This window comes from Streptomyces sp. NPDC008313 (assembly GCF_042956125.1).
GTDB lineage: Bacteria > Actinomycetota > Actinomycetes > Streptomycetales > Streptomycetaceae > Streptomyces.
In genome coordinates, this window is record NZ_JBIBFR010000021.1 from 1 (window position 1) to 12663 (window position 12663).

At 72.5% G+C, this 12663-nt stretch carries 8 protein-coding genes; 6 read left to right on the top strand and 2 right to left on the bottom strand.

Going from position 1 to position 12663, the window contains the following annotated elements; genetic code table 11:
• Positions 1-180: 180 nt before the first annotated feature.
• The 4 genes from dapF to hflX all read left to right on the top strand — a co-directional run bounded on the left by dapF (position 181) and on the right by hflX (position 6837).
• On the top strand, positions 181-1050 hold the full coding sequence (dapF, locus tag ACFY93_RS25565; RefSeq protein WP_391363186.1) for a diaminopimelate epimerase: 870 nt from the start codon (positions 181-183) through the stop codon (positions 1048-1050).
• A gap of 255 nt (positions 1051-1305) precedes the next feature.
• A complete protein-coding gene (locus ACFY93_RS25570) occupies positions 1306-3447 on the top strand; it encodes an HD domain-containing protein (protein WP_391363188.1) in 2142 nt (713 codons plus the stop codon).
• Between the two features lie 156 nt (positions 3448-3603).
• Positions 3604-5094 (top strand): M1 family aminopeptidase, encoded by a 1491-nt coding sequence (locus tag ACFY93_RS25575; RefSeq protein WP_391363190.1) that lies wholly within the window; start codon positions 3604-3606, stop codon positions 5092-5094.
• Between the two features lie 249 nt (positions 5095-5343).
• Complete coding sequence (hflX, locus tag ACFY93_RS25580; RefSeq protein WP_391363192.1) at positions 5344-6837, top strand: GTPase HflX; 1494 nt, start codon at positions 5344-5346, stop codon at positions 6835-6837.
• 73 nt (positions 6838-6910) lie between these two features.
• On the opposite strand, the gene ACFY93_RS25585 is transcribed toward hflX, so the two are convergent.
• Together ACFY93_RS25585 and ACFY93_RS25590 are read right to left on the bottom strand one after the other, a co-directional pair.
• Positions 6911-8101: a trypsin-like serine peptidase gene (locus ACFY93_RS25585; protein WP_391363194.1), complete on the bottom strand. Its 1191-nt coding sequence runs from the start codon at positions 8099-8101 to the stop codon at positions 6911-6913.
• Between the two features lie 114 nt (positions 8102-8215).
• Complete coding sequence (locus tag ACFY93_RS25590) at positions 8216-9442, bottom strand: trypsin-like serine peptidase (RefSeq protein ID WP_391363196.1); 1227 nt, start codon at positions 9440-9442, stop codon at positions 8216-8218.
• A gap of 359 nt (positions 9443-9801) precedes the next feature.
• Here ACFY93_RS25590 and ACFY93_RS25595 point away from each other — a divergent pair, with 359 nt between their 5' ends.
• Both ACFY93_RS25595 and ACFY93_RS25600 read left to right on the top strand, forming a co-directional pair.
• On the top strand, positions 9802-11784 hold the full coding sequence (locus ACFY93_RS25595; RefSeq protein ID WP_391363197.1) for an IucA/IucC family protein: 1983 nt from the start codon (positions 9802-9804) through the stop codon (positions 11782-11784).
• Positions 11785-11851: 67 nt separating this feature from the next.
• Entirely contained in the window at positions 11852-12655 is an 804-nt protein-coding gene (locus ACFY93_RS25600) for a GNAT family N-acetyltransferase (RefSeq protein ID WP_391363198.1), read from the top strand.
• Positions 12656-12663 lie beyond the last annotated feature (8 nt).

The window sequence follows — 12663 nt, forward strand, 5'->3', positions numbered from 1 at the left end:
CCGAAGGATGTCGAGCTCGCCGCATAACCCCAGCAACCCTGAACCACCCCAAACCCGACAGGGGTGCCTTGACGAAGGACATAGAGGCACCCCCCGGGGGCCGGGACGCTCACCGGCCGCCCGCAACCGGCGTACCCGCCCGCGAGGCCGCACCCCGTGACCACCCCGTACGATCGAGGAATGAGCACGCGGATCGCCTTCCTCAAGGGGCACGGGACCGAGAACGACTTCGTGATCGTCCCCGACCCGGAGAACGCCGTCGACCTGCCCGCCGCCGCCGTCGCCGCCCTGTGCGACCGCCGGGCGGGGATCGGCGGGGACGGCGTGCTGCACGTCGTGCGGTCCGCCGCTCATCCCGAGGCCCGGGCGATGGCGGCCGAGGCGGAGTGGTTCATGGACTACCGCAACGGCGACGGCTCGATCGCCGAGATGTGCGGCAACGGGGTGCGGGTGTTCGCCCGGTACCTGCTGCACGCCGGGCACGTGGCCGAGGGCGACCTCGCCGTCGCCACGCGCGGGGGAGTGAAGACGGTGCACCTCGCCAAGAACGGCGACGTCACCGTAGGCATGGGCCGGGCGGCCCTCCCCGAGGGGGACGTCACCGTGAGCGTCGGCGAGCGCAGCTGGCCCGCGCGCAACGTGAACATGGGCAACCCGCATGCCGTCGCCTTCGTGGACGACCTCGCGCACGCGGGCACCCTGTACGGCCCGCCGCCCGTCAGTCCGGCCTCGGCCTACCCGGACGGCGTGAACGTCGAGTTCGTGGTCGACCGGGGCCCGCGGCACGTCGCCCTGCGTGTCCATGAACGCGGCTCGGGCGAGACCCGTTCGTGCGGCACGGGCGCGTGCGCCGTGGCCGTCGCCGCGGCCCGCCGGGACGGGGCCGACCCCGCCGTGACCGGGACACCGGCCACGTACACCGTCGACGTGCCCGGCGGACGCCTGGTGATCACCGAGCACCCGGACGGCGGGATCGAGATGACGGGCCCCGCCGTGATCGTCGCGGAGGGCGTGATCGACGCGGAGTGGCTCGCGGCCGCGAGCCGGTGACCCGGGGCACACCCGGCGCGAGGTGGCACGGGAGGGCGGACGCAGGCTCTGCCCGTAGCACGGAAGGCCGAAGCGTGAGCCGATGCGCCATCCCTCGAATGGGTGATCCGTTTCACGCTCGACGAGAGGCGGTCAGGCGCGCGTGGTGGGCTCGGTAGCATCAAGCACCGGCCCGGACGGGGGATCACCGTCATCCCCTGAGCCGTGTCCGCCCTGGGACGCCCCGTCCGCCGGTCTACGCAGCCGGAGGTGCCCATGAGTGCGGATGCCGCGAATCCCGCGACGCCAGGCCCAGTGCCGTCGGGACCGCACCGCAGGAAGAGCCGCCCCCGGATCGATCTGCGCAGGCTGGGCCGGGCCGCACTGCTCGGGCCCACAACCCGCGACCGGCTGCCCGACGCCATCGGCCACGTCGCCGAGGCCCACCGCGCCCACTACCCCGACGCCGAACTCGACGCGCTGCGCCGGGCCTACGTACTCGCGGAGTCGTCCCACCGCGGCCAGATGCGCAAGAGCGGCGAGCCCTACATCACGCATCCGCTCGCCGTGACCCTCATCCTCGCCGAACTCGGTGCCGAGACCACGACCTTGACCGCGTCCCTGCTTCACGACACCGTCGAGGACACGGACGTGACGCTGGACCAGGTCAGGGACGAGTTCGGCGACGAGGTCTGCTATCTCGTCGACGGCGTCACCAAGCTGGAGAAGGTCGACTACGGCGCCGCCGCCGAACCCGAGACGTTCCGCAAGATGCTCGTCGCCACCGGCAACGACGTACGCGTGATGTCGATCAAACTCGCCGACCGGCTGCACAACATGCGGACGCTCGGAGTCATGCGCCCCGAGAAACAGGCCCGCATCGCCAAGGTCACCAGGGACGTGCTGATCCCGCTCGCCGAACGGCTCGGTGTGCAGGCCCTCAAGACGGAGCTGGAGGACCTGGTCTTCGCCATCCTGCACCCCGAGGAGTACGAGCACACCCGGGGACTGATCGCCGAGAACGCCTCGCGCGCCGACGACCCGCTCACGGAGACGGCCGAGGAGGTCCGCACCGTACTGCGCGAGGCGGACCTGCCGGCCGAAGTCCTCATCCGGCCCCGGCACTTCGTCTCCGTGCACCGCGTGGCGCGCAAGCGCGGCCGGCTCCGCGGGGCGGACTTCGGGCGCATCCTCGTGCTCGTCAACGAGGACGCCGACTGCTACGGGGTGCTCGGTGAACTGCACACCTGTCTCACACCGGTGGTCTCCGAGTTCAAGGACTTCATCGCCGTCCCCAAGTTCAACCTGTACCAGTCGCTGCACACCGCCGTCGCCCGGAAGAACGGCGAGATCGCCGAAGTCCTCATCCGTACCCACCAGATGCACAAGGTCGCCGAGGCCGGCGTGGTCGCGCTCGGCAACCCGTACGCGCCTCCCCCGGAGGAGCAGGGCGACGGCGCCGACCGCGCGGCCGGGGACGGCGAGCGGGTCGACCCCACCCGTCCCGGCTGGCTCTCCCGGCTCCTCGACTGGCAGGAGGCGGCCCCCGACCCCGACACCTTCTGGTCCACGCTGCGCGAAGACCTCGCCCAGGACCGCGAGATCACCGTCTTCCGTGCCGACGGGGGCGCGCTGGGGCTCCCCGAGGGCGCCAGCTGTGTCGACGCGGCGTACGCGCACTACGGCGAGGACGCGCACGCCTGCATCGGCGCGCGCGTCAACGGCCGCCTGGCGACGCTCAGTACGGTCCTGAAGGACGGGGACACCGTCGAACTGCTCATGGGCCAGGACCCCGCGTCCGAGCCCTCCAGGGAGTGGCTGGAGCACGCGCACACACCTGTCGCGCGCATCGCCATCCAGCGGTGGCTCGCCGCCCACCCGGCCCGCGCCGAGGCACCCGACGAGGAGGCTCCCAGCGCGCCGCCCCGCCCGTCCGCCGACGGCCCCGCCGCACGGCCCGCCTCCGCGAACGCCGTCGTCGACCGTCCCGGGGCGAGCGTGCGGCTCGCGGGCTGCTGCACACCGGTACCGCCCGACGAGGTGACCGGTTTCGCCGTCCGCGGGGGAGTGGTGACCGTCCACCGCGTCGGGTGCGCCGCGGTGAAGCACATGAGGAGCGGGGGGCGCGCGGAGGTCGGAGTGCGCTGGGGCGACACCACGGAGTGCCGCGTCACCCTGGTCGCCGAATCGTTCGGCCGGCCCCATCTGCTCGCCGATCTCACCGAGGCCATCGCCCTGGAGGGCGTCGCCATCGTCTCGGCGACCGTGGAACCCCCCAGCCAGCAGCGCGTACGGCACACGTACACGCTGCACCTCCCCGACGCGGCGCACCTGCCCGCACTCATGCGCGCCATGCGCAACGTCCCGGGCGTCTACGACGTCAACCGGGCCCAGCACCAGGCGGCGGGCGCGCAGTAGCCCGCCCCGGGGGCCGGACGCCCGCCGGCAAGCCCCCGCGGACCCGGCGGACCCCGCGGGACACGCCGGAACGGCGCGCCGGGCGGGGTGATCCGTTCGGGTGGGCCCGGTGCGCGTCGCCGTCACCGCGCGGGCGCCCGCTGGTAGCGGTGGTCCATGCTGCTCTCCCCCCACCACCGCACACGCCGCCGCGCGGCCGTGCCTCCCCGCCGACGCGTCAGGGCGGCGCTGCTCGCCTCCGTCCTCTCCACCGGTCTGATCGCGGCGGGCGTCCCGTCACCGGACGTACCGCTCGGTATCGGCGACCGCCTCTACCCGGAGCTGGGCAATCCCGGCTACGACGTCACGGCGTACGACCTCGACTTCACGTACCCCGGAACGAACAGCGAACCGCTCAAGGCCGTCACCACCATCGACGCGCGCACCACGACCCGGCTGGACCGCGTCAACCTCGACTTCGCACACGGCACCGTCGGCTCCGTGGAGGTCAACGGCGCGCCCGCGCGGTTCACCGGCGCGGGCGAGGACCTGGTGATCACCCCCGCGAAGCCGCTGCCGCGGGACAGCGCGCTGCGGATCACCGTGCGGCACACCAGCGACCCCGTCGGCGCGGACGACGAGGACGGGGGCTGGGTGCGGACCGCGGACGGTCTCGCCATGGCCAACCAGGCGGACGCCGCCCACCGCGTCTTCCCGGGCAACGACCACCCCTCGGACAAGGCCGCGTTCACCATCAGGGTCACCGCCCCCGAGGAGTACACGGTCGTGGCCAACGGCCTTCTCCGGGGCACGCACCGGGACGGCCCGGACACCACCTGGACCTACCGGACGCAGCACCCCATGGCCACCGAACTGGCCCAGGTCTCCATCGGCCGCTCCACCGTGCTGCGCCGGCGCGGACCGCACGGCCTGCCCGTGCGCGACGTGGTGCCCGCCAAGGACCGCAAACTGCTCGAGCCCTGGCTCGCGAAGACGCCCGGCCAGATCGCCTGGATGGAGAGCAAGGTCGGCCCGTACCCCTTCGAGACGTACGGGCTGCTCATGGCCGAGGCGCAGACCGGCTTCGAACTGGAGACGCAGACCCTCTCCCTCTTCGAGAAGGACGTCTTCACCGAACCCGCGTACCCCGAGTGGTACGTCGACTCGATCATGGTGCACGAGCTGTCGCACCAGTGGTTCGGCGACAGCGTCAGCCCGCGCACCTGGTCCGACCTGTGGCTGAACGAGGGGCACGCGACCTGGTACGAGGTCCTGTACGCCGAGGAGAAGGCGCACCGGCCCATGGAGGCCGGGATGAAGGAGGCCTATGCGGCCTCGGACGCCTGGCGGGCCTCCGGAGGCCCGCCAGGAGCGCCCGAGCGGCCCGAACCCGGCCAGAAGATCAGCATCTTCCGGCCCAGCGTCTACGGGGGAGCCGCCCTGGTGCTGTACGCGCTGCGCCAGGAGATCGGCCACCGTGACTTCGAGCGGCTGGAGCGGGCCTGGGTGAGCCAGGGCCGTGACGGGGTCGCGTCGAGCGCCGACTTCGAGCGCCTGGCGTCGCGGATCAGCGGCCGGGACCTGGGCGGATTCTTCCAGGACTGGCTGTACGCGCGGAAGACGCCGCCGATGCCGGGCCACCCGGACTGGAAGAGCGACGCGCCCTGACGCGTGGCGCGCCCGGGCCGCGGGCGGGCCGTGTGCGGCGCGCGCCGGCGCGGGCGCCGATAACCCGGGTGACGAGACGGGCCGTGCCGTGCGACCATCTTCGAGTCGGCGGCGCGGCCCCCAGGGGCCCGCGCGGTGGACTCCGGGAATCTCCCGGACGCCTCGGACGTTCTTCTCCGTGACGGGTGTTTCCCCCCCACGCGGACGACGTCCGTCGCCGCATCGGTGTTCCCACGACGTAAGGATCCAATGACCTCCTCTTCTTCCCCTTCCCAGGACGCGCAGAGCTTCGCGCAGAACTACCCCGAAGGTCTTCGGGCCGATGCCCTGATGGAAGAGGACGTCGCCTGGAGCCACGAGATCGACACAGAGCGGGACGGCGACCAGTTCGACCGCTCCGAGCGCGCGGCCCTGCGCCGCGTGGCGGGCCTCTCCACCGAGCTGGAGGACGTCACCGAGGTCGAGTACCGGCAGCTCCGTCTGGAGCGCGTGGTGCTCGTCGGCGTGTGGACCACGGGCTCGGCCACCGACGCGGAGAACTCGCTCGCCGAGCTGGCCGCTCTCGCGGAGACCGCGGGCGCGCTCGTGCTCGACGGCGTCGTCCAGCGCCGGGACAAGCCCGACGCGGCCACGTACATCGGCTCGGGCAAGGCGGTCGAGCTGCGGGACATCGTCCTGGAGACCGGCGCCGACACCGTCATCTGCGACGGTGAGCTGAGCCCCGGCCAGCTCATCCACCTGGAAGACGTCGTCAAGGTCAAGGTGATCGACCGGACCGCCCTGATCCTCGACATCTTCGCCCAGCACGCCAAGTCCCGGGAGGGCAAGGCGCAGGTCGCCCTGGCCCAGATGCAGTACATGCTGCCGAGGCTGCGCGGCTGGGGCCAGTCGATGTCCCGGCAGATGGGCGGCGGCAAGGGCGGCGGCCTCGCCACCCGTGGTCCCGGTGAGACCAAGATCGAGACGGACCGGCGCCGTATCCGCGAGAAGATGGTGAAGATGCGCCGGGAGATCGCGGACATGAAGACGGGCCGCACGATCAAGCGCCAGGAGCGGCGTCGCAACAAGGTGCCTTCGGTGGCCATCGCCGGATACACCAACGCCGGCAAGTCCTCGCTGCTCAACCGCCTCACCGGCGCGGGCGTCCTGGTGCAGAACGAGCTGTTCGCCACCCTCGACCCCACCGTGCGCCGTGCCGAGACGCCCAGTGGGCGCCTCTACACGCTCGCGGACACGGTCGGCTTCGTACGGCACCTGCCGCACGACCTCGTCGAGGCGTTCCGTTCCACGATGGAGGAGGTCGGCGACGCCGATCTGATCCTGCACGTGGTGGACGGTTCGCACCCGGCGCCGGAGGAGCAGCTGGCCACCGTGCGTGAGGTCGTCCGCGAGGTCGGCGCGACCGACGTGCCCGAGATCGTGGTGATCAACAAGGCGGACGCGGCGGACCCCCTGGTTCTCCAGCGGCTGCTGCGGATCGAGAAGCGCTCGATCGCGGTGTCGGCCCGGACCGGGCTCAACATCGACGAGCTGCTCGCGCTCATCGACCAGGAGCTTCCGCGGCCGTCGGTCGAGGTCGAGGCGCTCGTCCCGTACACGCAGGGCAGGCTGGTCGCCCGCGCGCACACCGAGGGCGAGGTGATCTCCGAGGAGCACACCCCGGAGGGCACCCACCTCAAGGTGCGGGTGCACGAGGAACTGGCGGCGGATCTCGCGCCGTACGTTCCGGCGGCCCTGGCCTGACCGACGTACGGCGAAGGGCCGCCTCCCGCACCCAGCGGTGCGAGAGGCGGCCCTTCGCCGTGTCCGACGGCGGCTACTTGCCGCCGTACTCCTTGCTCATCATGTTGTAGAGCTGCTCGGCGCCCGCGCCCAGCTGCGGTCCCGCGAGCCAGGTGTTGTCGGTCGGGCCGATCGACGTGTTCGAGACCAGCCTGGTCTTCCCGTCCACGACGCGGAACCAGCCGCCGCCGGACGATCCGCCGGTCATGGTGCAGCCGATGCGGTACATCGTCGGCAGGCTCGGGCTCAGCGACAGGCGGCCCGGCCGGTCGAGGCACTTGTACATGATCAGCCCGTTGTACGGCGGAGCGGCCGGGTAGCCCCAGGCCCCCATCGTCCCGGCCTTGGCGGCCTCCGGGGTGGAGAAGTCCACGTCGAGCGCGGCGCCGACCGTCTCCTCCAGCGACTTGGTGCCCCGCTCCGGCTTCACGTGGAGGATGGCGTAGTCGTACGCGGCACCGGCGCCGCCCGTCTCGGAGCCGCCCTCGATCCACTCGTTGGAGGTCGAGGCCCAGTCGGCCCACCACTGACCGTACGGAGCGATCTCGGACGAGGCGGCGTCACTCAGCTGCGACTCGGACTTGCCGAGGTCGTTGAACGCCGGGACGAAGGCGATGTTGCGGTACCAGCCGCCGCTGCCGCCGGCGTGCACGCAGTGGCCCGCGGTCCACACGAGATTGGACTTGCCCGGGTGGCGGGGGTCGGTGACGACCGTGCCGGAACACACCATCGAGCCCTCGGGCGAGTCGAAGAAGACCTTCCCGACCGGCGCGGCGTTCTCGTGGTACGGGGTCTTCTCGGCCTTGGCGTCGACCGGCTCGGGCGCGGGGTCGCTGACGCCCTGGTCGGCGGCGGCGTCCTTCGCCGAGATCGTCTTGTCGGGGTCCTTGGCGGACTTCATCCGCTCGGGCTTCCACAGCCCGTCGATCACCGGGTTGACGAAGTCCTTGGCGTCACCGAGCCACTTGTCCTTGTCCCAGTTCTTCCAGGCGCCGTTCTTCCAGTCGTCGACGTCGATGCCGTGCTTCTTGAGCTGGTCGGCTATGTCGCCGGGAATCTCGACCCTGCCGTCGGCCGAACCCTTGTCCTTGGCCGCCCGGGAAGCGGCGGCGTCGGCCTTGTCGTCCTTCTTGTCGTCGGATCCGCAGGCGGTGGCGGTGAGAGCCAGGGCCGCCACGAGCCCGGCGGCGGCGAGACGCGCGCGCCGCCGTGGTGAGGAAATCATGGTGCTGTACCCCCGTGGGAATGTCCGTGATGCGGTGTGCCGGTGTGCCGGTGTGCCGGTGTTTCGGTGGGGCGCCGGCGGCCGTCCGCGGCGGGACGCGCCGGAGCCGGTGCGTCACCGCGCGGCGAACTTCTTGCTCACCGAGTCGTAGACGCCCTTGGCCACGTCGCCCAGGTGCGGGCCGGCCAGCCAGCCCGAAGTGACCGGGCCGATCGAGGTGTTGGAGACCAGCGCGGGCTTGCCGTCCGAGCCCCTCGCCACCCAGCCGCCGCCGGACGAACCACCGGTCATGCTGCAGCCGATCCGGTACATCGTCGGATCCGACTCGGCGATCGAGAGCCGCCCGGGCTTGTCCTGGCACTGGAACAGCTTCTGGCCGTCGTACGGAGCCGCCGCCGGGTATCCGGTCGCCGTGATGCTCTCCACCTTCGGCACGGCCGGGGCGTTGAAGTTCACCGGCAGAGCCGAACCGACCGTCTCCTCCAGCGACTTGCCGCTGCCGCCCTTCTCCGGCGTCACATGGATGACGGCGAAGTCGTACGACGCTCCCTGGCCGCCCGTCGAACCGCCCTGCTCGATCCACTGGTCCGAGGTCTGCGCCCAGTCGCCCCACCAGACTCCGTACGGAGCGATCTGCGGCTTGGTGGCGGTCTGCAGCTGGTCCGTCGTCCTGCCCTCGTTGTTGTACGCGGGCACGAAGGCGATGTTGCGGTACCAGCCGCCCTTCTTGCCGGCGTGCACGCAGTGGCCCGCGGTCCACACGAGGTTGGACTTGCCCGGGTGCGCCGGGTCCTCGACCACGGTCGCCGAGCAGACCATCGTGCCCTCGGGCGAGTCGAAGAACACCTTGCCCGCCTCGGGGGCGGAGTCGTGGTAGGCGGTCTTCACGGCCTGCGCGTCCACGGCCACCGGGGCCGGGTCGGTGACGCCCTGGTCACCCGAGAGGTCGTTCTCGTCGACGCCCTTGTCCTTGTCCGGGTCGTCGGCGTCGCGCATCCGGTCCGGGTCCCACAGACCCTTGATGATCGGGTTGATGTACTCGTCGGCCTCGCGGAGCCAGTCGTCCTTGTCCCAGTTCTTCCAGGCGCCGTTCTTCCACTTGTCGAGGTCGAAGCCGTGTTCCTTCAGCTTGTCCTTGACGCTGTCCGGAATGGTGACCTTGCCGTCGCCGCCCGGGGCGGAGGCCGTCGACTCGCCGCTCGCCTTGGTGTCCCCGGAGTCGCACGCGGTCGCGGTGAGCGCGAGCGCCGCCGTGAGGCCGACGGCCGCCAGTACGGGGGAGGTTCTGCGACGCGGCCCGCCCCCTCGGCGGCCGGTGAAGGACGGACGTATGGATCGCATGGTGTGACTCCCCCTGGACGTAAGGAACTGGCGCCGACCGGTAGTTGTTCACCCGGTATCACTGAACGGCACCACAGACTATGCGGTCGCTGTGGGGGACTTCCGACGGAACGGCAACGGTTCCGTCACGGCAAGGATCTTCGATCCACCCGCTTCCCCGCGCGGACCGGGTCGTTGTACGTACGGGGGTGGCCTGCCGACTGCGCCCGCGACCGAGCCGGCGACGGTGTCCGCGGCGCGCCCGGCGGACGCTCCCGTGCCCGCCCCGCCCCGCCCAGCCCGTACGACCCCTCCCGAACGACCGATTCCGTACGGCCGCCTGCGACCGGCCGGCCGAACGACTGCAAGAGGAACGCTCCTTGGACGCGATCGCCGCACCCGACGTACGCTCCCGCACGCACGAACCGGTGCCCCGGGCGACGCCGAACGACGTCGTGCCGGCCGCCCCCGGATCCACGCAGGGCCCCCGGGAGCCCGAACCGCGGCGCATCCCGGCGCCCGCCCCACCGGATCTGCCCGGCCCGCCGGACCCGTTGGACCACCCCCACGCGTACGCGGTGGCCCAAGCGGCAGGCGTCGAGAACCTGCTCCGCTGCTGGGTACGCGAGAACGGTCTCGCCGCACCGGAGAACGGCACGCTCCGCATCCCCCTCCCGGCGACCGGATCCGACCTCCTGGTGCCGGTCCGCCACTGGTCCCCGACGGGCTGGCACCGCTTCGGCCCGCCTCGGCCGTCCGGCGCCCCCGAGGCGGCACCCCCGCTCGACGCGGTCACCCTGGCCGCGCTGCTCACCCGCGAGACCCCGAGGGGCACGGCCCGCACCACCGCCGGCTCCGGCACCGGGTCCCCGGCCGGGTACGGGCGCGTCCCCGACGAAGCCGACCTCGTCTGCCGGGTGGCCGACTCCGTGCGGCGCACGGCCGTGTTCGTCGCCGACCGAAGGAAGCGCCCGGCCGACGAGCCCGGCGCCGACCTCTTCCTCGCCGCCGAGCAGTCCCTGCTGCTCGGCCACCCGCTGCACCCCACCCCGAAGAGCCGGGAGGGGCTGTCCGACGCCGAGGCCAGGCTGTACTCGCCGGAGGTGCGCGGCTCGTTCCCGCTGCACTGGATGGCCGTCGCCCCCTCCCTCCTCGCGGGCGACTCGGCGTGGACCGAGCGGGGGCGGGCCGTCCCCGCCGAGCGGCTGACCGCCCGGCTGGCCGGCGACACGCTGACGCTGCCCGACGGACACGCCGCCCTGCCCGTGCACCCCTGGCAGCTGCGTCAGATGAGGCACCGGCCCGAGGTCACGGCCCTGCTCGACGCCGGGCTCCTCAAGGACCTCGGCCCCCACGGCTCCCCGTGGCACCCCACCTCCTCCGTGCGCACCCTCTACCGCTCCGGCGCCCCGGCGATGCTGAAACTGTCGCTGGGCCTGCGCATCACCAACTCCCGCCGGGACAACCTCCGCAAGGAGCTCGCGAGGGGTGTGGAGGTCCACCGGCTGCTGCGCACGGGCCTCGGCCGGCGGTGGCGGGCCGCCCACCCGGGCTTCGACGTCGTCCGTGACCCCGCCTGGCTCGCCGTCGACGACCGTGACGGCAGGCCCGTGGCCGGGCTCGACGTCATGATCCGCCACAATCCGTTCACCCCGGCGGACGACGCCACCTGCCTCGCGGGACTCGTCTCGCCCCGGCCCGACGCGCCGGACGGCACTCACGGCACCCATGGCACGCCGGCCATGCGCTCACGGCTCGCGGTGATCATCACCCGCCTCGCCGCGAGGACCGGCCGGCCGCGTGGCGCCGTCGCGGCCGAGTGGTTCCTGCGCTACCTGGAGCAGGTCGTACGCCCCGTGCTCTGGCTGGACGGCGAGGCCGGCATCGCGCTGGAGGCACACCAGCAGAACACCGTGCTCCTGCTGGACCCGGACGGCTGGCCGGCCGGCGGCCGGTACCGCGACAACCAGGGCTACTACTTCCGCGCCTCCCGGCGTGCCGAACTCGAGGCACACCTGCCCGGCATCGGTGAGCAGAGCGACACCTTCGTCTCCGACGAGGTCACCGACGAACGCTTCGCCTACTACCTCGGCGTCAACAACGTGCTCGGTCTCATCGGCGCGTTCGGCTCCGGACGTCTGGCCGACGAGACGCTGCTGCTCGCCGCCCTGAGGCGCTTCCTCTCCGACGCGGCCACCGGCCCCGCCCGGCTGCGCAGCTCACTGCCCGGCCACCTGCTCGACTCGCCCGTCCTGCGCTGCAAGGCCAACCTGCTGACCCGGCTGCACGGACTGGACGAGCTCGTCGGCCCCGTCGACACCCAGTCCGTCTACGTCACCCTCGCCAACCCCCTGCACGCCTGAGGACCGGCGCCGCAGCCCGCGCATCGGTCTTCCGAGCCGTCCGAGTCCCTTCGAGAGGAGCGTCGCCGTGCCCTCAGCCGACGCGAGCACCGATGCCGTCCCCGGCCCCGGCACCGACACCCGCCCCACGAGCGGCCCCGGTGCGGCCCCGGACCGGAGCGCGGACAGTGAGGACACCCTCGACCTGCGCCTGCCCGACGAGTTCACCGCGCGCTTCGCCGAGGAGCCCCGGCCGCCCCACTGGCCGCAGGCGTCCGGGCAGCCGGCCGCCCCGTTCTCCCCGCCCGGCCGGGCGGGCGGGGACCTGCTCGACCAGGTGGGCGACTGGGGGCCGACGGTGACCTCGGCCGGTGTGCTGCACCTCGTCCCCGTACGCGTCGAGCGTGACCTCCCCCTGCTCACCCGGTGGATGAACGACCCGGCCGTCGCGGCCTTCTGGAACCTGGCGGGCCCGGAGACGGTGACCGAGAAGCACCTGCGCGGGCAGCTCGACGGTGACGGACGCAGCGTCCCCTGCCTCGGAGTCCTGGACGGCACCCCGACGAGCTACTGGGAGATCTACCGTGCCGACCTCGACCTCCTGGCCCGCCACTACCCGGCACGGCCGCACGACACCGGCCTCCACCTCCTCGTCGGCCCGGTCGCCGACCGCGGACGGGGCGTCGGCTCCCTCCTGCTCAGGGCGGTCGCCGACCTCGTACTCGACAGACGGCCCGCGTGCGCACGCGTCGTCGCGGAACCCGACCTTCTCAACATCCCCTCCGTGTCCGCCTTCCTCAACGCCGGATTCCGGTTCTCCGCCGAGGTCGACCTGCCGGACAAGCGTGCTGCCCTCATGGTCCGCGACCGGGCCCTGCGCGCGGTGCTGTAGCGCCGTCA